16 protein-coding genes are annotated in these 21063 nt (G+C 41.1%); 4 read left to right on the top strand and 12 right to left on the bottom strand.

What is annotated here, in order from left to right; genetic code table 11:
* Nucleotides 1-208 precede the first annotated feature (208 nt).
* Nucleotides 209-1858 (bottom strand): NAD+ synthase, encoded by a 1650-nt coding sequence (locus G7092_RS29900; RefSeq protein WP_166095985.1) that lies wholly within the window; start codon nucleotides 1856-1858, stop codon nucleotides 209-211.
* A 57-nt stretch (nucleotides 1859-1915) separates the two neighbouring features.
* Between G7092_RS29900 and gldB the strand changes: the two genes are divergently transcribed.
* Complete coding sequence (gene gldB / locus G7092_RS29905) at nucleotides 1916-2953, top strand: gliding motility lipoprotein GldB (protein ID WP_166095986.1); 1038 nt, start codon at nucleotides 1916-1918, stop codon at nucleotides 2951-2953.
* Nucleotides 2954-3085: 132 nt separating this feature from the next.
* Here the strand turns inward: gldB and G7092_RS29910 are convergent, their stop codons facing one another.
* The 5 genes from G7092_RS29910 to G7092_RS29930 form a co-directional block, all read right to left on the bottom strand.
* Nucleotides 3086-3280 (bottom strand): hypothetical protein, encoded by a 195-nt coding sequence (locus G7092_RS29910; RefSeq protein ID WP_166095990.1) that lies wholly within the window; start codon nucleotides 3278-3280, stop codon nucleotides 3086-3088.
* A gap of 59 nt (nucleotides 3281-3339) precedes the next feature.
* Entirely contained in the window at nucleotides 3340-4215 is an 876-nt protein-coding gene (locus G7092_RS29915) for a DUF4349 domain-containing protein (protein ID WP_166095992.1), read from the bottom strand.
* 204 nt (nucleotides 4216-4419) lie between these two features.
* The gene (gene odhB, locus G7092_RS29920) at nucleotides 4420-5991 is read right to left on the bottom strand and encodes a 2-oxoglutarate dehydrogenase complex dihydrolipoyllysine-residue succinyltransferase (RefSeq protein ID WP_166095995.1); all 1572 of its coding nucleotides are present in this window, start codon (nucleotides 5989-5991) and stop codon (nucleotides 4420-4422) included.
* 101 nt (nucleotides 5992-6092) lie between these two features.
* Complete coding sequence (locus G7092_RS29925; RefSeq protein ID WP_166095998.1) at nucleotides 6093-8912, bottom strand: 2-oxoglutarate dehydrogenase E1 component; 2820 nt, start codon at nucleotides 8910-8912, stop codon at nucleotides 6093-6095.
* Nucleotides 8913-9168: 256 nt separating this feature from the next.
* Nucleotides 9169-10578 (bottom strand): MAC/perforin domain-containing protein, encoded by a 1410-nt coding sequence (locus tag G7092_RS29930; RefSeq protein WP_166096000.1) that lies wholly within the window; start codon nucleotides 10576-10578, stop codon nucleotides 9169-9171.
* A 528-nt stretch (nucleotides 10579-11106) separates the two neighbouring features.
* Here G7092_RS29930 and G7092_RS29935 point away from each other — a divergent pair.
* Nucleotides 11107-12753, top strand: coding sequence for an RICIN domain-containing protein (locus G7092_RS29935; RefSeq protein WP_166096003.1), 1647 nt, complete (start codon nucleotides 11107-11109; stop codon nucleotides 12751-12753).
* Nucleotides 12754-12898: 145 nt separating this feature from the next.
* Here the strand turns inward: G7092_RS29935 and G7092_RS29940 are convergent, their stop codons facing one another.
* The 3 genes from G7092_RS29940 to G7092_RS29950 all read right to left on the bottom strand — a co-directional run bounded on the left by G7092_RS29940 (nucleotide 12899) and on the right by G7092_RS29950 (nucleotide 16521).
* Nucleotides 12899-14209 (bottom strand): DASH family cryptochrome, encoded by a 1311-nt coding sequence (locus G7092_RS29940; protein ID WP_166096005.1) that lies wholly within the window; start codon nucleotides 14207-14209, stop codon nucleotides 12899-12901.
* A 560-nt stretch (nucleotides 14210-14769) separates the two neighbouring features.
* On the bottom strand, nucleotides 14770-15567 hold the full coding sequence (locus G7092_RS29945; RefSeq protein ID WP_202985463.1) for an SDR family NAD(P)-dependent oxidoreductase: 798 nt from the start codon (nucleotides 15565-15567) through the stop codon (nucleotides 14770-14772).
* Between the two features lie 75 nt (nucleotides 15568-15642).
* On the bottom strand, nucleotides 15643-16521 hold the full coding sequence (locus tag G7092_RS29950; RefSeq protein WP_166096007.1) for a helix-turn-helix domain-containing protein: 879 nt from the start codon (nucleotides 16519-16521) through the stop codon (nucleotides 15643-15645).
* Between the two features lie 137 nt (nucleotides 16522-16658).
* Here G7092_RS29950 and G7092_RS29955 point away from each other — a divergent pair, with 137 nt between their 5' ends.
* Nucleotides 16659-17651 (top strand): phage exclusion protein Lit family protein, encoded by a 993-nt coding sequence (locus G7092_RS29955; protein WP_166096009.1) that lies wholly within the window; start codon nucleotides 16659-16661, stop codon nucleotides 17649-17651.
* Between the two features lie 426 nt (nucleotides 17652-18077).
* Here G7092_RS29955 and G7092_RS29960 read toward each other — a convergent pair whose 3' ends face one another.
* The 3 genes from G7092_RS29960 to G7092_RS29970 form a co-directional block, all read right to left on the bottom strand.
* Nucleotides 18078-18464, bottom strand: a complete 387-nt coding sequence (locus tag G7092_RS29960; protein ID WP_166096011.1) for a hypothetical protein — start codon at nucleotides 18462-18464, stop codon at nucleotides 18078-18080.
* Between the two features lie 81 nt (nucleotides 18465-18545).
* Nucleotides 18546-19514, bottom strand: a complete 969-nt coding sequence (locus tag G7092_RS29965) for a hypothetical protein (protein WP_166096013.1) — start codon at nucleotides 19512-19514, stop codon at nucleotides 18546-18548.
* Nucleotides 19515-19594: 80 nt separating this feature from the next.
* Entirely contained in the window at nucleotides 19595-20143 is a 549-nt protein-coding gene (locus G7092_RS29970) for a hypothetical protein (protein ID WP_166096016.1), read from the bottom strand.
* Nucleotides 20144-20380: 237 nt separating this feature from the next.
* Between G7092_RS29970 and G7092_RS29975 the strand changes: the two genes are divergently transcribed.
* Entirely contained in the window at nucleotides 20381-21055 is a 675-nt protein-coding gene (locus G7092_RS29975; protein WP_166096018.1) for a methyltransferase family protein, read from the top strand.
* Nucleotides 21056-21063: the final 8 nt, after the last annotated feature.

Below are 21063 nucleotides of genomic sequence, written 5' to 3' on the forward strand. Positions count from 1 at the left end.
AAGATCACTAATGGTATGTTAACCACAAATTGATTCATAGTTTTGGATTGAGGGCAACTCCGTTAACAAAAAAGTGGGTTTACATGGGTTTACACTTTTTAGGGTTAAAATTTGATTAAATACCTAATAATCAATAATTTATATTTTATTTCTCCAAAAAAGTGTAAACCCACTTTCGTAATAAACCGCGATACTTTTTCAAGGATGATTACGACAGATATTTACCTACAATAGGCATCCGGCGGCCCATACCAAATGCTTTTGGCGATACCCGGAGTATTGGCGGTGTTTGATAACGCTTATGTTCGGCCAGATTAGTCAGCCTGATCACCCGGCGTACTGTTGCTTCGTCATAACCCATTTTGATGATATCGGTTGATGAACGGCGATTCTCGATGTACTCGGCCAGTATCTTATCCAGTATATCATATTCAGGTAAAGAGTCGGTATCCTTTTGATCGGGCCTGAGCTCCGCTGATGGTGGTTTCACGATAGAATTGATCGGGATGATCTCCTGATTACGATTGATGTAACGGGCAAGCTCAAAAACCTGCGTTTTGTAAACATCTCCTATTACCGATATCCCACCGCACATATCACCATATAAAGTACCGTAGCCTACGGCTGCCTCGCTTTTATTGCTGGTGTTTAATAAAATGTAACCAAACTTATTGCACATAGCCATCAGCAATATGGCGCGACTGCGTGATTGTATATTTTCTTCGGCTATGTTAAATGGCAGGTTATTGAATTGCGGATGTAGCGCGGTTTCAATCGCTTCGGTGATATTTTTAATCGGAACCAATTCGCTTTTGCAACCCAGGTTATTTACCAGGTCTTCGGCATCTTTTAAGGAGTGATCGGTGGAAAAACGTGAAGGCAGCAACACGGCCATTACATTTTGAGCGCCCAAAGCTTCTGCGGCTAAAGCACATACCACAGCAGAGTCGATACCGCCCGACAAACCAAGAATGGCTTGCTTAAAGCCTGATTTATAGAAATAATCGCGAATGCCCAATATAATTGCCTGGTGTATCTGCTCAATATCAGCAGCACGTTCGGCTTTCAGGGTTGTAGGATGATCAAAACTGATAGAGGCATCCTCATTTAAGGTATAGTATGCCAGGTTTTCTTCAAAATAGGGCAACTCATCTATCAGTTTACCGGTATTATCAAAAACCAATGATCCTCCATCAAATATCAATTCTGTTTGTGCACCTATCTGGTTTACATATAGCAAGGGTAAATGGTAGCGGCTGGCATTATCACTCAAAATAGCAATACGTTCTTCGTCATGGTTATAAGCAAAGGGCGACGCGGCTATATTGATCATGACATCGGGCTGCTGATGGATCAAGCTATCCATTGGCCGGGTAATATATAGTGGGTTTTCGATGGTATTCCACAGATCCTCACAAATGGTCAATGCAATTTTTTTTCCTTTAAATTCTATACAGTTAAACTCCGTTGAAGGCTCAAAATACCGGTACTCATCAAATACATCATAATTGGGTAACAGCGCTTTATTTACTACTGCTTTTATCTGTCCGTTTTCAATAAAGTAAGCAGAGTTGTTCAGATCTTTCCCCTCCTCTTTATGATTATAAGTAGGCAAACCAATTATACAGGCAATGTTGGTACATACCGCGGCTATTTTTTTCGCCGATCCATCGCACAGATCAATAAATTCATCAAACTCCAGAAAGTCACGCGCAGGATAACCAGAAACGCACAATTCGGCAAATACCACCAGGTCGGCGCCATTTTGCTGAGCCTTTTGTATATGGTCTATAATTTTGGCTGTGTTCGATTCGAAATTACCTATATGATAGTTAAGCTGGGCTAATGCGATTTTCATAGACAGTATAGTAACGTATTAATGCAAATAAAAATTATTTTTGCTCAAAGGATAAAGATGATAAACCCCCGGCTCAAAGCAAAGCAAATTTACTTAATTTTTTCCATCGCCCTGATATTAGCGTCATGCGGGCGCAACAAAAAGATTGATGTAAGCAACATCAATATTGAAGTTAAGGTGGAACGGTTTGATCATGACTTTGATGCCATGCGTACTAAACCCATGAGCACTCAAGCTATATATTTGCAGCAAAAATATGGTGCTTTTTACCAAGATTTTATAAGTCGCATCCTGGTGGCTGGCAATACCGCTGATACAGCTTATTTTAAGACCCTCCACGAAGTTTTTAATGGCAAAGCCTATACAGACCTGAAACATGATGTAGATGCTGCCTATCCCAACATGGATGCGCAGAATGCCAGTCTTACGCAGGCGTTTAAATACATCAAATATTACTATCCGCAAAAAAAGCTGCCTAAGGTTTATGCTTATTTTTCAGGTTTCCAGGCTCAAACTTCTATTGGGGATGGATATTTTGCGGTAGGGCTCGATTTGTTTTTGGGTGCCGATTCCCGCTTCTACCCTGCCCTTACCAATGCCTTTCCACATTATTTGTCCAGGCATTTTACCCCCGAAAACATTACCCCGCGCGTAGTGGAAGGTATTGCCCGCGAGGATATGTTCCCGGAAGACGACAATAATAAGTCGATGCTCGAAAAAATGGTTTACAACGGTAAGATCATGTATTTTATGGATCGCATATTACCGGAGGTTGGGGATACCACTAAAATTGGTTACACTACCGCTCAGCTTAAGTGGTGCGAGGATTTTAAAGCAAAAATATGGGGTTATTTTTTAGATGAAAATCTGCTTTACGAAACTGATTATCCTAAAATTCAGAAATATTTTACCGAAGCCCCCTTCACTCCCGGTTTGGGCGAAAAAAATGAATCGGCTCCAAAACTAGCCGTGTGGACGGGCTGGCAGATTGTTAGGGAATATATGGACAAACACCCCGAAGTTACCCTGCCACAGCTAATGGCCGAGAAGGATGCCCAAAAAGTATTGAATCAATCGAAGTACAGACCAAAGTAAGCCCCCCAGCCCCCTGAAGGTGGAGTTTTTGATTCGCTAACGAATTCATATAAACAAAACAGCCTTTCTGAAATTCAGAAAGGCTGTTTTGTTTATATGCCTTAACTCCCCCTTTAGAGATCAAGAAGCTAATTATTTGATGATCTTGAAAACAGTTCTTAAACCTATTGCCACACCTAAAATAAGCAACAAGTTAGCTATCCATGAAAAATAGGTTGAATTTTCATCACCAGCAAAACGAATGAAAACACCTGTTATGCCAATAGCGATAGCTAAAACCAATATTTTATAATGTTGTTCTGAATTAGCGTTTTGTGTAGAATCCATGGTACTTTGTTTAATGTTGGGCAAAAATAGAAATGTTTACGGAATTTACCACCAATTTTTTAGGATTTTATCGTATCAGGTAATATGGAATATTTTCTTCTATAAAAACGGATCAATAGTAAGATACTTATGCCGGCCAGGATAAATACCCAAAGATTAGCTATCGCTAATATGGCTTCCATAAAAAGATGCCAGCCATTGGCAAATGCTCCTGCTAACCGGCTAAAGAAAGGTAGATTATAATCAGAGGGGTCATCATTGGCAATATGCTCCTGAAGAATGGTATTGCTTTGATAAAAATTTAATGTGATGATGCTGTATTTTACCGCATCATCAATTTTGAGGTTACCTATCTGCCCGTCAACCATATCATCTTTTAGCAATAAAACATTCACCGGATTCTTGATCGTAACTTTTCCTTTTTTCTGCTGGTCTACCAACTCCTTCCGGCTGTTCAGTTTCAGTTTCGCAGACAGAAAGTCGAGCGATTTATCTTCTATATCCATTTTACGCATGGTAACATACATACCCATATGTGCTACTTCGGTCATAAATTCCTCCAGGTGTTCAGAAGGTATTTTAACCGTCATATCGGCAGAAGTATTAAAGGAAGACACACGGTTAACTGAGTCGTTACTGATTCGGAAATCCTTGCTATCTCTTACGGTAGATTCCATTTGATGGTGCATCACCATACCATTGTTTTTTACTGTTAGCGTTGTTATCTTTTCTGCTGTTTGCTGTACATTTTTTACTTTAAAACGCATGTCGGCAGTCTTGACTAACTTGGGTAAAGCCGTTAAATTCGCTGTAGTTACTACCGCTGAATCAGCAGCACTACTGTTATTAATTGCCTCATAATGTGAGCCCGAACCCTTACAAGCGCCCAGCAGCAAGACGGCCGCCAATGGCAGCATTAAAATTTTTGTTTTCATGTTGTTGTTAATTTTTTTGGTTACTATTGATACCAAAAAAGGGATTTAGGTAACCCTTAACTGTCTGAATCAGAATTTGAGAATTGACAAAATAACGGTGCAATTATATTATTCAGTTAATTCTCAAATCCTGTAAATTCTGATTCAGACAAACAAAAAAAGCCCGGCATAAGCCGGGCTTTTGAAATATGATTACAGGAATAATTATACTCCTAATAATAATCTTGCTGGGTCTTCCAGTAATTGTTTTACACGTACCAGGAAGCTTACCGATTCACGACCGTCAATAATACGGTGATCATAGGATAATGCCAGGTACATCATCGGACGGATAACTACTTGTCCGTTGATGGCAACCGGGCGCTCAATGATGTTGTGCATACCCAATATTGCCGATTGTGGAGAATTTAATATCGGGGTTGACATCATGGAACCAAACACACCACCATTGGTAATGGTAAAAGTACCGCCGGTCATTTCAGGAATGGTTAGTTTATTTTCACGGGCTTTACCAGCTAATACCACAATTTCCTTTTCAATTTCGGCCAGGCTCATGCTATCTGCATTACGGATAACCGGAACTACCAGACCTTTAGGAGCCGATACAGCGATAGAAATGTCGGCAAAATTGCTGTATACTACTTCTTCGCCTTCAATACGGGCGCCAACAGCAGGCCAGTCTTTCAGGGCTTCAGTAACCGCTTTGGTAAAGAACGACATGAAGCCTAAACCTACGCCGTGTTTCTCTTTAAATTTATCCTTGTATTTACCACGCAATTCCATGATGGGCTGCATATCCACCTCGTTGAAAGTGGTTAACATAGCCGTTTCATTTTTAACAGCAACCAAACGTTTGGCCACTGTTTTACGCAGCGAGGTCATTTTTTCGCGTTTTTCACTTCTTTCGCCGGCCACCACTGGTGCAGCAACAGGAGCTGAAGCAGTTGCTGCAGGAGCAGCAGGTTTAGCCTGCGCATTCAGGGCATCCCCTTTAGTAATACGACCATCAACACCAGTACCATTTATACCCTTAGGATCAACACCTTTTTCGGCCAGAATTTTGGCAGCGGCAGGTGATGGAGTGCCGGAGGCATAGGTTACTGCGCCATCAGCTTTGGTAGGAGCTCCGCCGCGTGGCGACTCATCCGTAGCGCTAACAACCGCAGGCGTTACTGGTGTAGCCTGTACAGCAGCACCTGAACCTTCAATGGTACAAACTACAGCGCCAATAGGCAATACATCGCCTTCTTTAGCTATAGTTTTTAACACACCGGCTTTTTCGGCGGTTAATTCAAATGTCGCTTTATCTGATTCCAATTCGGCCAGGGCTTCATCCATCTCCACAGTATCGCCATCTTTTTTGATCCAGCGGGATAAAGTAACTTCTGTTATAGATTCGCCTACAGTAGGCACTTTAATTTCTAAAGATCCACCTGCAGCAGGGGCAGCGGCCACCGGAGCCGGAGCAGGTGCATTAGCCACAACTTCAGGCTGTGGTTGAGCCGCAGGAGCGCTTTCCTTTGCAGGAGCAGCAGCGCCGGCGCCTTCTTCAATGTTGGCAACAACAGCGCCAATGGCCAAAGTATCGCCTTCATTGGCCAATATTTTCAGGGTTCCTGCTTTTTCGGCAGTCAATTCAAAAGTGGCTTTGTCTGATTCTAATTCGGCAATAACCTCATCCATTTCCACGTGATCGCCATCTTTTTTCTTCCAGCCTGATAGGGTTACTTCTGTTATTGATTCGCCTACCGGCGGAACTTTGATCGCTAAACTCATATTTTAGTAATTGTATATTTTAAAGGTGATACGTTAAACGTTTTAAGTTGTACGTTTTGGTGGTTTACGTATAACGTACCACGTAAAACGTACTACATAACTCAATCCGCTCCGGCATCAGCCATTTTTTTTGTTGTCTTTTTTATTGCTTCTTTTACCACTTTACCGGCAGGTGCTTCAAACGCTTTAGAAACAATATAGGCCTGCTGCGCGGCGTGCTGTTTAGCAAAACCGGTAGCAGTACTACTGCCCTCGATGCGTGAAATTACATTCAGGTTGATCACCTTATCATTATGGAACTTACGGCAGATATACGGCCATGCACCCATATTTTCGGGTTCTTCCTGTACCCAGATAAACTCGGTGGCTTTATCGTATTTGGCTTTAATTTTTAATATCTGAACAACCGGTGTAGGATATAATTGTTCTACACGTACAATGGCTATATCCTTACGTTTGTCAGTCAATTGTTTCTCCTGCAGATCGTAATATACTTTACCGGTACATAACAGTACACGTTTTACCTTTTTAACATCAGCATAGGTATCATCTATCAATTCATGGAATTTACCGTTGGTGAATTCATCAATTGGCGATACGCATTTAGGACTACGCAATAAGCTTTTTGGTGTAAAGATGATCAGTGGCTTGCGGAAATCGCGGTGCATTTGCCTGCGCAGGATATGGAAGAAGTTGGCAGGTGTGGTGCAATTGGCCACCTGGATATTGTCATCGGCACAAAGCTCCATAAAGCGCTCTACGCGTGCAGAGGAGTGCTCAGGGCCTTGTCCTTCATAACCATGCGGCAACAGCATTACCAAACCATTACCTCGCTGCCATTTAGTTTCGGCACTGGCGATGTACTGGTCAACGATGATCTGTGCACCATTGAAGAAGTCACCAAACTGGGCTTCCCATATCGTTAAAGCATTAGGGTTAGCCAAGGCATAGCCATACTCAAAACCTAATACACCATATTCAGATAATAAGGAGTTATAGATACTTAGTTTAGCCTCGGTATCAATAGTAGCCAGCGGCGTATATTCATCCTCAGAATCAATCAAGGTTAATACCGCATGACGATGAGAGAAGGTACCACGCTTAACATCCTCGCCGCTTAACCTTACCGGGAACCCATCTTTTAATAATGTACCGTAGGCTAATAACTCGGCCATGGCCCAGTCAAATACCTGGGTGTTGTTCACCATAGCCCGGCGATCTTCAAATAATTTTTCGATCTTTTTAAAGAAGTCTTTGTCAGCCGGCAGAGAGGTTATTTTATTACCAATCTCGATGATTTCTTCTTTAGGTACTGATGTATCCACAGCCGATACCAATTCTTTATGACTGGCTAAGTGTAATCCGCTCCAGGCGCCTTCAAACATGGCGATGGTTTCGGTAAATCTTTCTTCGGCCTTTGATTCATCCAGTTTTTGCTGTAATTCATCACGGAAAGTTTTTTCCATTGATTTAAGCAAGCTGGCATCAATGCTGCCTTCGGCCACTAATTTCTCATTATAAATGATCAATGGGTTAGGGTGAGCCTCAATAGCTTTGTATAATAATGGCTGGGTGAATTTTGGTTCATCAGACTCATTGTGACCGTAACGACGGTAGCATAAGATGTCAATAAACACATCCTCGTTAAATACCTGGCGGTATTCCATAGCCAGGTTAACTACGTAAGCCAATGCTTCTACGTCATCACCATTTACGTGGAAAACCGGTGAAAGCACAGTTTTAGCCACGTCGGTACAATAAGTACTGGAACGGGCATCTTTATAATTAGTGGTAAAACCTATCTGGTTATTGATCACCAGGTGAATGGTACCACCTGTGCGGTAGCCATCCAGTTTTTCCATTTGTAAAACTTCATAAACAATGCCCTGGCCTGCTACCGAAGCATCACCATGGATCAATATCGGGGCGATCTTATTATGGTCGCCGTTATATTTAAAGTCGATTTTTGAACGGGTAATACCTTCCACAACAGGGTCAACCGCTTCCAGATGCGAAGGGTTTGGACAAAGACTTAAGTGAACTTTTTTACCATTAGAGGTAGTTACGTCTGTTGAAAAACCCAGGTGATACTTTACATCGCCACCAAAAGGTGTTTCAGAATCAAAGTTTTTGCCTTCAAATTCAGAGAACACCTCTTTATAGGTTTTCTCCATAATATTGGTCAGCACGTTCAACCTGCCGCGGTGGGCCATACCGATGATAAACTCCTCGATACCCAGGTCGGCACCTTTATTAATTACAGAATCCAATGAAGGGATAAGCGCTTCAGCTCCTTCCAACGAAAAACGTTTCTGGCCCAAAAATTTGGTCCCCAAAAAGTTCTCGAAGGTTACAGCCTCGTTGAGCTTATTCAGCATCAATTTCTTTTCGTCAACAGTAAATGAAGGTGTGTTGCGGTTGCTCTCCATCCTGTCTTCAAACCATTTTAATTTGATAGGGTTACGGATGTACCTGTATTCGGCGCCAATGGCACGGCAATAAGTATCTTCCAACAACTGGCGAATGTCGCGCAGAGTGGCAGCACCCAAACCAACTTCAACGCCGGCATTAAACACGGTATCCATGTCGGCTTCGCTCAGGCCAAAGGTCTCCAGCTCTTTGCCGGGGAAATAATGGCGACGCTCACGCACCGGGTTTGTTTTAGCAAACAGGTGACCGCGTGAGCGGTATCCGTGAATCATATTGAGTACATTGATCTCTTTTAAAAAGTGATCAGGGGTTTTATCACCGACATTTGGCGCGGTTGTTCCGGCAGGGGCTTGTGTATCCTTACCAAAATCAAAACCTTCAAAAAATTTCTGCCATCCATAATCCACCGATTCGGGATCCTGTTTGTAGCTGTCGTATAGAGTATTAATGTAGTCTGCGTTGCCGCTATTGATATAATTGAGACGATCCATGAGAAACTGATCTTTAAAACGGTACAAAAGTAAGCATATAGGCTTATATACTTCATAATTAATTGTAAAGAAATTTACATATGCCTAATATCTGTGTTATAACGCACAGAATTGAACAAAAGCATATTTGATGGCATCATAAATTTCAAAATAGCTTAAACACGATGTGAAAAATACCGGCCGATAATTCCCTACACAAGCACCAACAAAAAAGGCTGTTTAAAAAAACAGCCTTTTATATAATATGTGGTGATATTTATTGTTGCAAATAACCTATAATTCCTTCATATATCCAGCCATCGCGACCATTGCCAAGTTCATTAAAATCATTTGAGTACAGATGCGCTCCGTTTTTAGAGCTTCTGTAACGATATAATGGCTTATATCCGGCCACTGGCGAAAGATCCAAATAACCCGGTACACCTTCTCTTTTTGCCTGAGATGGAATCTCATTTACATCGGTTGTGAAAAAATGATAGCCACTGCTTAGCAAAAATCTGTTTAATGGAGCAACACCAGTCTTTGAGTTATCGTTGTATACATAACCCAAACTACCCTCTACATTCCAATTTGGCTGGTTGGCTACCTCATTTGGATCGGTCACTAACATGCGATCGCCACTTTTGGTATTTAAGCACCTGTACAATGCTGATTTTCCGTATTGAACCTGAACCTGGTGATTGGGTAAATAATCATTATAAATATAATTTTTAACCGCATTTGCCAAGCTTGGATCGGGGATCAATTCATTAATTGGAATCAGACCACTTTGTGCGATGTTGATTAATTCGGCATTTTGGGCGTTAGTACTGGCTTGCCATGCACTATAATCAATAGGCGGTGTACTTTGGGTGAATGAAATTGTAGCCGGAGTAATACCTAAAGTTGGATCGCCACCATTGGTAAGATAATGCACATACTGATTAAAGTTGGAGCTACTTTGCGAATGATTAGAATTCACGCCTGCATTAATAGAGAATATAGCTCCTAAACTGGCATCCAGGCCTGCTGAGGCAGCAGATTTCCTGTCAGTACTTTTGGTTTCTGATTGATAGGTAACTTGTAGTTTGGCACCTAAAATAATATCAGAAAGTACAAAAGCGCCGTATTGACTTACTATTTGTTGTGGCGTAAGCGTAGCAATATCATTTAAAAAATTTTGTGTTAAATATTTTTGCAACAATGCAGATGTGGCATTGAATTTCAATTCCCGCTGTTGTATCAGCAAATTATAACTTCCGTAAATATATTTGGAGTTAAAAGAGTTTGAATTTGAATATGCCGATGTTACTGAGCCTTTAAACAACGAAAAACCCACCGTAGCATTCAAATGTGCCGAAATATCTGAAGCATAAGCTTGTACATTTTCACCGTATGAAAAAGATGAGTTTCTGGTTGTGTTTAAATTGGTAACTAACCGGGTTGGCTCGGTGCTGTAAAGTTTAGCGATATCAACCACCTGGAATGTTGTTGAACTTGAATTCGCATACTCACCGGTTACATCATAGCCATAACCCAACAAATCCCAAACACCATCTTTGGCCGATTGTGATTTCAATTTACCGGTTGCTGTATTGGTTTCTGTTTGTTTTGGAGTTAGCTGATCTTGTTTTTTGCATGACCATAACATTCCCAGCAAGGGAATCAAGAGTAAGATTTTTTTCATAAAAAGCGATAAGGATTTAATTAATATAATACGACAAGTATACTACTTATATTCAATAATAATATTAAGAAATAGTAATATTTACCAACTCTATTATTTATAGATACCGATATTATAAAAATACGCAACGTAAATTTTCCTATACCTTTTGTATTGTAAAGAGGCGCACTTCATTGAATTAAATTTAAAAAAAAGAAAAAGCCTAAACTTACGCTTTCACCAGACCGCCGGCCTCACCAATATGTGATGGTTGCCAGGTGGCTACAAAATCACCGTCGGCATCCTTGGAAATCTGAATAATCCGCTAAAATAGTCCTAGTCACAGCTTCTTTACCATTTGCTATTAACTTCATATTTAATTTATGGTTAATATTTATCAAACCACAACAAGATGCTACTTACCATAGTAACAATTTATTATCAACTAATTGCCCGTAAATTATCCAACTGAAGCGCCACGTATTTTCTTAATAATTTCTTCATACGAAACAATCTCTCATTATCTATTTTCGCCGAAAATTTTAAAAAATGAAATCAAGAACTCTGGTTTTTCTAAGTAGCTTATTCCTGTTTCTTACATTCGGGTGTAAAAAATCCTCCTCGTTTGTGGCTGCTAAAGTTGATAGTGCAGAAACTTCAAAACTTAGCATCCATGCAACAAGTACATTTATACATCCCGGCATGCTGCATACTCAAGCAGATTTTATCAGGATGCAAACCATGGTTAATGCCGGAACGGAGCCATGGCTTTCCGGCTATAAAGTATTAGCCGCAAACGGCTATGCATCTCTTGGCTATAAAATGATTGGCCCAAGTGATACCCTTACCCGGACAAATACAGGTGGGAATTACCCCCATCTCATGCGCGACGCGGCGGCAGCCTATCAAGGAGCGCTTATGTGGAAAATTTCGGGCAATGCAGCTTATGCGAATAACGCCGTCCATATTTTAAATGCATGGGCTTCCAAATGCAAAGCAATAAGCGGAGATTCAAATGCCGATCTTGCTTCAGGCTTATATGGCTACCAGCTAGCAAATGCTGCCGAAATCCTTCGCGACTATAGTGGCTGGGCACCAGCTGATTTTGAAAACTTTAAAACATTTATGCTCAACGTATTTTATCCGGTAGCTAATGATTTTTTAGTACGACATAACGGCACCTGCGATACACATTACTGGGCTAACTGGGACCTCAGTAATATGGCCACTATCCTATCCATCGGTATCCTTTGCGACGACGAGGCTAAATTTAACCAGGCGATAACTTACTTTAAAAGCGGCATAGGCAATGGCAATATTGACAGGGCAGTATCTTTTATACATCCCGGAAATTTAGGACAAAATCAGGAAGCGGGCCGCGATCAGGGACATGCTACATTAGATATTTCATTGATTGGGGCATTTTGCCAAATGGCTTTTAACCAGGGACAGGATCTGTTTGCCTATGAGAACAATAAAGTTTTGGCACTGGCCGAATACACTGCCAGCTATAATCTCGGAAACACCGTACCTTATCATACCTATAACAATTGCAATAATGTAAATCAAACAATCATATCAACAAACGCCCGGGGTACTAAACGACCTTCGTGGGAATTAATTTACAATCATTACACCAATTTGATGGGTGTTACGGCAACCTTCAGCAGCCAGTTTGCAGCCATGGTGAGACCCGAAGGCGGCGGTGGTAACTATGGCTCTGACAGCGGGGGCTTCGATCAATTGGGATTTGGCACTTTAACTTATTCTGTTGGCACACAACCCATAGCTAATGGTACCTACAGACTAATTAATCGCGCCAGCGGGAAGTATCTGGATAATTTGGGTGCGACCACCAATGGCGCAAATATTGGCCAGGAGACATCCAGTAGTGGCAATAACCAAAAATGGACACTCGCCTACGGCGGCGGCTATTACAAGCTGACCTGTGCTACCGGAGGAAAATGCCTGGATAGTGATGGACATACTACTGATGGATCAACAGTGACACAGTGGACAAGTGGGGGAAGCACCAATCAACAATGGACAATTATCCCTGTAGGTTCTTATTATAAAATTGTGAACCGAACTAATGGTAAATGCCTCGATTCAGGTACAGGCACCGCCGATGGCGTTATCATGCAGTTTCAGCCAAGTAGCAGCAGCAATAGCCAGCAATGGACCATTGCACCATGATGAATCTATTTTTTGAATTATTAAAATAAGAATAACTAATACATGGAAAGCGATTGCTGAATAAGTAGCGATCGCTTTTCTGCTTATATAAATTTAGCAACAAAGAGACGCCTATGAGAACAGAAGACTAAGGAGAGAAAACTAATCAGGCCCCTACCAGGTCGCCGGCCTCGTCAATGGTAGAATGCTGCCAGGTGGTTACAAAATCACTCTCGGCATCTTTGGGTTGCATAACCGCTATAGCGTATTTACTTTCTTTGGCATCATTTATCCCGGCAATAAAGGCCCAGTTACCCCAGTTACTGGCCGGCGAATAATCGATCAGCTTTTCTTCAAAATAAATCGCCCCGCGAGTCCAGTCGACTTTAAGATCATGTACCAGATGAAAAGCCACTAGCTGGCGGCAATGGTTGCAGATAAAACCTGTCGCATTCAACTCGTGCATACAGGCATCAATATATGGAACACCGGTTTCGCCATGTGCCCATTTATTAAATTCCAATTCATTAACGGTTACATCAGCCTCTTCGCTTCCTTCGTTTTTGGCTTTGATGAATTTCTGACCATGCTTTTTAAACATGAACCTGAAATAATCGCGCCAAAGTAGTTCCAGTTTCAGCATACTGGCATTTTGCGCATAGCTATCGCCGCTATGTTTAAATATTTCCCAGTAAACCTGCCTTGGCGATATACAGCCTACCGATAACCACGGAGATAATTTTGACGAATTATTAGCGCCACCCCGGGAACCTTTAGGCTTAACAGCCTGTTCACTCTGTGAAAAGTATTTGTGCAACTGTACCAAAGCAGCGGTTTCGCCACCCTGAAAATAGTTGGTAGCGCGTGGATCATCGATAGGTTCATCCAACCCTAATTGCTGTAGCGTAGGTAATTCACCTGCATCGGTTATTCCGGGAGTGATGATCTGCTCGGGCGTAGCTACACAAGGACGCACATTGCTGTCCCGCTCTACTTTTTTCTTAAATACTGCGAAGCTATCCGGAATATCCTTAATCGGGAAAGGAAGATCTTCTTTATGATAAAGGGTATGACCGATAAAGTGTTTCAGGTTAAGCTTCAGTTTCCATAAAGCAGCTTCCACCTGCTCAGATATCTCGGTTTCCTCGTAAGCTACTTCCCGGTGATGATATACCTCGTTCACCTGATATTGCTCGGCAAGCTGAGGTAATATTTCGGCTGGATTACCTGTTCTGATGATCAGTTCGGCACCATAGACTTGTAAATTCTTGCGCAGATCGGCCACAGCTTCTAACAGGAAACGAGCCCTGAAACTTCCGGTTTTTGAAGCTCCGGATATGGTGCGTTGAAAATAGTAAGGGTCAAAACAATATACAGGCAGCACTTTATCAGCCTTACGCACAGCCTCTAACAAAATTTCGTTATCGTGTATCCGTAAGTCGTTTCTGAACCAAACCAATATTGTCTTTTCACTCATCGTTAAACAGGGAGTTAACTGAATATATGCAGACCGCAAATTTGCAATTTATTTGTGTCATAAACACACTTTGTTGCAATATTTGACACCGTTTCAACATTTTTTCGGTCTTCCGAACGGTTTTAAATGCTGTTTTTTAAAGATCCCGAATTACTTATTAGGGATAAATATAAGTTATATCTCTAATATTACAATAGTGCTGCGCGCCTCAAAAAACTTTTTAAACCCTTTATTTTAACACTTTTTTGCTCAAAAACAGGGCAAAAACGCTTGAAAAATGATCGAAAACACACTCAAAACCATCGATTTTAACACTTTTTAACAAATTTTCGATGAGTTTTAAAAGGTTTAAAAAGCATTAAATTACAGATTGTCAAATAACTATATAAAAAACAGTCTACTTTGGTGCCTTTTTATCCTTTAAGCAAACAGCCCGGTTCTCCTGTTTGATCAGGAAAACCGGGCTGTTTCTACACAAATATACGCAATATTTGACAGAGTAATAACCCCTTTAGTTTACGAAGATCGAGCTACTTCTTTTGCTGTTGTTGCACCTGTTATCACCAGGGAAGTATTCCGAATTTTGAGTGCGTGAATGTGCCAGTAGGGCCGTCTGTACCGAGCAATGCCACGCGCACCGCCTCGGCCGCCCCCTCTTCTACTGTCTCTGTGCCTGCATGCCCGTTAAGATTAGTCTTGGTAAAGCCTGGAGAAACAGCATTAACGTTGATCCCTTCCGGTTCCAGTTCAATAGCCATGGCTAGCGTTAAGGCATTAAGCGCTGTTTTGGACGCAGGGTAAACAGGGCCAAAAATAGCCCGGTGACCATTGGCCGGGTCGGCATTCATGGTTAACGAACCGGCGCCACTGGACACGTTGACGATACGGGCTTGCGTCGATTTGCGCAAAAGCGGCAGCATAGCCTGGTAAACAGCCAGCACACCAAATACGTTCGTATCCCACACAGCGCGCATTTCATCGATAGATACATTGCTGGGACGGGTGGTTTTGGCGTATTCTTCCACAGACTGGCCTGGTTTCTTATTGGTATTTGAAATGGCCGCGTTCTGAATGAGCACGTCGAGGCGGCCAAACTCGCTGCCTATCCGTTCTGCAGCAGCAGTGACCGAAGCCTGATCTGTTACATCCAATTGGAGCGCATACGCATGCTCGCCTATCTCCCTGGCCGCAGCTTCGCCACGCTCCAAATTGCGTGAGCCTACCAGCACCGTGAAGCCATGCGTAATGAGGTCTTTTGCAATCTGCAAACCGATTCCCTGATTGGCCCCGGTAACCAGCGCTATAGTCCTATCTCCGTTTATATTGATTTGTTTATCCGTAATTGATACTTTTTCCATGATTCTTTTGTTTATACAAAGTTCCCGCAAACGGGGCTCTTTCGTTAAAGAGAATCAAACCAAAAAGTATGATTTTCAAACTTTACCTGCTCTGAAAGATTTGGGCACAAGACCGGTTACCCGTTTAAAATAATTGTTAAAATAGGTAGGATATTCAAATCCCAAACTGTAGGCTATCTCTGCTATACTCCAGTCGGTATGCTGCAAAAGGGCTTTAGCCTCCGCAACAATACGTTCTGTGATATGAACGGATGTTGGCTTTCCGGTAACTTCCTTTACCGAACGGTTTAGATAGTTAACGTGTACGGCCAAACTTTCGGCAAAGTCCTGGGCGGTTCGTAATTTGAGCGGAGATCCAATGCTTTCTATCGGAAATTGCTTCTCCTGTAACTCCATAAACAGATGCGTGATGCGCGTAGCTGCATTTTTGTACTTCGGCTCATTTAACGATGGCCGGATCCTTAACGCTTCGTGCATAATAAGTTCTATGCAGGTTTTCAGCAATTCGGCCTGGTGTTCATAATTGCTCTGATAAACAGATAGCATTTTTTGGTAAATACCCGTTATAAACAGCTCCTGCTCGTTGTTTAAAGGAATAATGGGCGTTGTATCAAAGCGAAACAAGGCAGAGTTTTGCAAAAGCTCCGTACGCTCCCGCCCTGCCATAAAAGCATCGGTAAAAACACAGGCAAAGCCTTTTCTTTCGGTATGGTGAGTTACGCTATGCGGAATATGCGGGTTTATTAAAACTAAACAAGTTTCCTTTATTTCAGCCGTCCGGTCGCCATAGGATACTGTCATATCGCTGGTTACCAAAACTATTTTATAAAAATCGCGCCTGCCATGGGCATGCTGCGGCCCCGCCCCTCCGGAGATCTTATAAACCTTAAAACCCTTCCATTTCAAATCCGGAACATGCCATTCCGCAACTTCGGGCAGCGTATCGGTTGTCATCCAGCAAAAGTAATAAAATCAAACCTTAAATAGGGTAAGTATAAATCATGGAATTGTTAAGATTTGACGGGGAGTATTTGATATATTAGTGCCTAGTGCGGTGATAACACCGACTGTCAACTAAAGAATAGTAAAGAATGGAAGAAAGTGAAACCAATAAATATTATATCAGTTCACTCTACGGTCATATCGACGAAGCATTCCGAAATGGGAATGAGGAAATTGCAATCAAAATAAGCGCACTCATTTCTACTGGTAGAATCAAAAGCCTTGAATTAAATGAGGATATGTTTCCCATGAAGGGGCCATTTTCTCACCTAAGTACTGGCATAATTGTATTACAGGCTGGATTTCTATCTTACCTATGGACAGTTTGCTATTTCATGATTGGTTTGATTGAAATTTATCAGGATAAGGCAGGAAGTAATCAGCGAGTTATTAGCCTTGTTGACTCTGAAAAATTTAATATACTCAATTATACATTTGCATGGGGAAGATCGCTAAAGCCATCCTCCGATGAAGATTTCAATCCGTGGCCTGATGATATAGCAAATCCAACGCAAGAAGATACACGTGTAAAGCAGGCGAATCATCTGCTTGTTCTCGCAGCAAGCTACCTAATGTATCATGAACTAGGTCATTTGGTATTACATGCTGACTCTGAAGACTTTATTAAATCTACAAATAAATGGGATTACGAAAGAAATTCTACAGATAGTCGCCGGTTACGCATAATGGAAATTCAAGCTGATATCTATGCCTTGGATTGCATGTTTTCTAATACTAGAGATGAACATGATAGGTATATGAAATTTTTAGCCTCAATCATAGCGCAATTAGCGGAGTTTTTTATTCGCAGAGCCCCAGACACTCGATCACAGAATTATCCTGATCTGGATGAACGATTAAAGCGAATTCTAAATAAAGTAGATATTGAAGACCTTGGCTTTAAAATGAATATCGACCTGACATGTAGTATTGGTCTGCAATTATTTTTGACCCTGACATATGCTGACTTTATCCCCCCCAATCCAGAAAATTTCCTTTTTGAAAACTTCGATGATCTCAAGATTTACCTGTTCAATATTATTCAAGCATGGAAGGATAAATATAATTCTTATAAATCTTAAGCTAACGCTAAAAAAATTGTCATTTCGACGAGGAACGAGGAGAAATCCTCTGTGATTTACAATTTCGGATTGCACAAAGCAGAAGATTTCTCTTTCGCGCTACGCTCATCCCTACTCCTGCTCTATCGAAATGACAAACTTTTTTAATAGAAATATAATCTTTCAGCCCGTGGTGGGTGTTATTACTGCACCACTATTATTCGGAAGAATCAAAATAAATGTTAAATATCAGATTTGGCTAAAGCCTATAGTTATTCACTTACAATCCGTTGGTTAAAATCAACGGCAATGAAGGGATAAATCAATTGTTTTTTATTCATTGCCGTCCCATTTATGGGACGGATAGCAGGTTCGGTGCTCAGGCTTCAGCCAAAATCTATTCTTCCGGACATTTATAGCGATATTATTAACCAAAGATGATCTCCTCTATATCTGGGGCACCACTGTAAATACACCATGATAATATTTACGGTAAGCATATCCCAAAAACAAGTTGATGATCAGCATCATAATAACGAATGCGAGGCCGGGCGGCGACAAAAACACGTGAAATAAAAAGATATTTAAGGTTACCGGCGAAATAACGAGCAGAAAAAAAGCTGTATAGCGGTTGATGAGCAAAAACGCGCCGCAGGTGATCTCGGTTATCTTCAGGAACTGAAAAAAATAACCAGATTTTAACAGCGCGCCCTGAAACTCTCTGCCGGCTAATGGCATGGCCGGGATCTTGATAAAATGAAAAAAGAAAGAAAGACCGAATAATACATAAATGAGGCCCAGTAACGAGCGACCAATAATTACAGCAATTTTCATGTTAATAAATGTTATGATGTAAAACGCATTTGAACCATTATACAGACACAGTTAAACAATGCCATTGGTAACATATAAAATTTATTCAACGGTACTCCATACCGTATTTTGACTATGCCTGGCTACCCTCAGAAACAAGATAGCTGTTGCTACAATCAGCATGATGAGGGCCGTACCCCGTAATGGAAATTCATTTTTTATCAGTTCTTCAATCAGGGGCAATGAATAAGCTTTGCCGAGCGGTACCTGTATGTTTGGTACAAAATAATTACCGGTTACAATACATGCCCATAACTCTGGCAGCAGTACGATAAGAACAAAGGTTTTGGTAATTCCTTGTGGTCGCCACCAAAACATCGGTACTAATAAAAAAATGGGAAAAAATCCGGGAACTACATAGATTGACAAAAACTGCGCAATGGGTACCGAGGCACGGAAAGAAAGCCAATCTGCCGGGCAAACAACGGTCCATATAGAATAGTTTATAAATTTTTCTACGTTATCAGCCCCAACCAGGTAGAAAACCAGGGCAAAAACTCCTATAAACAATATGCGATTAAAGGGGTTCACGTTTTTGAAATAGGCGTTTAATATAAAAAATGCCAGAAAAGCCTGCAGCCACGCCGGGATCACCTGGAAATATAAGCTTAAGTGTGTAAGTCTATTTTTTACTATCCCATTAAACCCCTTTGATAATAAATAGGGTTGAGCGGGCATCAATACAAAAAGAATGATGATAACTGCGCTGAAAGAGAAAAGCAAGGAGGCCCAAAACACCCATTTAGAAATTGTTTTAGGAGTATAAAACCATAATGATGCCGTGCAAAAGAACAATAAAACCGTAGGAACATAATAGATAACAACTACTTTCCTGCTAAAAACACCAAATACCTGTGTTACGTTTTCATGGATACGATCAAAAGATGGATAATCACAAAAATTGATCATCATAACTGCTCCTAAACAATAAAAGCATAATATGGAATAAATAAGTAATAACGCCGGATTCTGCTGCTTTTTACTAACTGATTCTGCAATAATTATGTTCATTTATAATAGTGATATTGATGGGTTAAACCAGATTATAGTTATCCTGAAACGGACTGAAATTAGCAATGACGATTGGAGGATTATATCAACCGGTTAACTACAAAGTGCCCCTGGGTGATCATGTATGTTTCGCCGGCACTTTTTAACTTACCTTCAAAGGTTCCTTCAACAGTTCCGCCTATTGGCCCGAACCTGGTGATGGTGATAGTCCCCGGTGTTACGCCTGGGGTGGTAAGCGTTGGACTAAGGTTTCTATCTTTCCCATTAACCTGAACCTGCAAAACAAAATATACCTTTTTATCTTCTCCTGGTTGGGCATTGGTAATTGGGTCGTTAACCTTGGCCGTCCCTGTACCGGCATGATTAAAGGCTATATTAATTGCCCATTTCTGTTCGTCATCATTTGAGGGATCGTCATCTACGTATATTTTCAAGTAACCCGGAGTAACGGCAAGTGCCCCCTTCTGCTTTGATTTAGCATCAAAATTAAGCGTGATTAATTGGTGATGGAAGACACCTCCATCAATGGTATAGGTTACCTGGTTTTTCCTGATCTGGGCAATAACTGAGTATGAAATTATTAACAGCACCATGAGTGCTGTGAGTAGTTTGAATTTTTTTCCCATCATGAGATATCTCTTAAATAAGACAGTGCTACAAAAATCCAAACAAGCGTGCTGCCTATCAATCGCAGAATACCATGATTTTATAAGGAGTAAGCGTGAACAGATTGAGTATATAATTATTCTGGCCGGGATTATTTATGGGTAAATACCTTTATATTTAAATCAACGCAACACATCCTCATTCACAAAACATGATGCCCGGTACACTGTAATTTTAAGAGTATTTAAATTTGGCACTATATGAAAAGCAAAGCGTCATTAGCAATCAAAGTATCTTTTATGCTGATGATATTTTATGCTGTTTTTTTGTGCTGCCTGTTCATACCGGCAGGTACCGTTCGGTTTTATAACGGATGGATTTATTTCGGAACATTTTTTTTCTGGGTAAATCTGCTCACTTTTTATTTTTTATCTAAGGATCCGCAGCTTATAGAACGCCGTACACAAAGCGAAAAAGAAAAAAACCAACAAGTGATTCAATCGCTCAACGGGATCCTGTTTTTGGCTATGCTGATTATTCCGGGGATTGATTTCAGATATCAGTTCAGCAGTGTTCCGTTATGGCTGGTGATTTTGGCCGCCATTGTTGTTTCAATGGGGTTCCTCATCGTGTTTTTTGTTTTCAAACAAAACAGTTACCTGGCCAGTAATGTTCAAGCTTATCAAAACCAAACGGTAATTAGCACCGGGCTTTATTCTTTGGTACGCCATCCGATGTATAGCGGCGCTTATTTAATCATTCTGTTAGGCCCTTTAGTATTAGGATCATGGTTAACATTAATACCAGCGTTGATCATGGGTGTGCTGATTATATTAAGAACACTGAACGAAGAGAAGGTTTTATCGCGAGATTTAGATGGTTACAAGAATTACTGTGAGCAAGTAAAATATAGGTATTTTCCCGGGGTTTGGTAGTATGGAAT

Source organism: Mucilaginibacter inviolabilis, assembly GCF_011089895.1.
Classification (GTDB): domain Bacteria; phylum Bacteroidota; class Bacteroidia; order Sphingobacteriales; family Sphingobacteriaceae; genus Mucilaginibacter; species Mucilaginibacter inviolabilis.

Excerpts from the sequence above, each read along its gene's own strand:
- G7092_RS29910 (WP_166095990.1), bottom strand. The coding sequence starts at position 3,280 with ATGGATTCTACACAAAACGCTAATTCAGAACAACATTATAAAATATTG.
- G7092_RS29950 (WP_166096007.1), bottom strand. The coding sequence starts at position 16,521 with ATGACAACCGATACGCTGCCCGAAGTTGCGGAATGGCATGTTCCGGAT.
- odhB (WP_166095995.1), bottom strand. The coding sequence starts at position 5,991 with ATGAGTTTAGCGATCAAAGTTCCGCCGGTAGGCGAATCAATAACAGAA.
- G7092_RS29935 (WP_166096003.1), top strand. The coding sequence starts at position 11,107 with ATGAAATCAAGAACTCTGGTTTTTCTAAGTAGCTTATTCCTGTTTCTT.
- G7092_RS29975 (WP_166096018.1), top strand. The coding sequence starts at position 20,381 with ATGAAAAGCAAAGCGTCATTAGCAATCAAAGTATCTTTTATGCTGATG.
- G7092_RS29960 (WP_166096011.1), bottom strand. The coding sequence starts at position 18,464 with ATGAAAATTGCTGTAATTATTGGTCGCTCGTTACTGGGCCTCATTTAT.
- G7092_RS29930 (WP_166096000.1), bottom strand. The coding sequence starts at position 10,578 with ATGAAAAAAATCTTACTCTTGATTCCCTTGCTGGGAATGTTATGGTCA.
- G7092_RS29945 (WP_202985463.1), bottom strand. The coding sequence starts at position 15,567 with ATGGAAAAAGTATCAATTACGGATAAACAAATCAATATAAACGGAGAT.
- G7092_RS29970 (WP_166096016.1), bottom strand. The coding sequence starts at position 20,143 with ATGATGGGAAAAAAATTCAAACTACTCACAGCACTCATGGTGCTGTTA.
- gldB (WP_166095986.1), top strand. The coding sequence starts at position 1,916 with ATGATAAACCCCCGGCTCAAAGCAAAGCAAATTTACTTAATTTTTTCC.
- G7092_RS29955 (WP_166096009.1), top strand. The coding sequence starts at position 16,659 with ATGGAAGAAAGTGAAACCAATAAATATTATATCAGTTCACTCTACGGT.
- G7092_RS29915 (WP_166095992.1), bottom strand. The coding sequence starts at position 4,215 with ATGAAAACAAAAATTTTAATGCTGCCATTGGCGGCCGTCTTGCTGCTG.
- G7092_RS29900 (WP_166095985.1), bottom strand. The coding sequence starts at position 1,858 with ATGAAAATCGCATTAGCCCAGCTTAACTATCATATAGGTAATTTCGAA.
- G7092_RS29940 (WP_166096005.1), bottom strand. The coding sequence starts at position 14,209 with ATGAGTGAAAAGACAATATTGGTTTGGTTCAGAAACGACTTACGGATA.
- G7092_RS29965 (WP_166096013.1), bottom strand. The coding sequence starts at position 19,514 with ATGAACATAATTATTGCAGAATCAGTTAGTAAAAAGCAGCAGAATCCG.
- G7092_RS29925 (WP_166095998.1), bottom strand. The coding sequence starts at position 8,912 with ATGGATCGTCTCAATTATATCAATAGCGGCAACGCAGACTACATTAAT.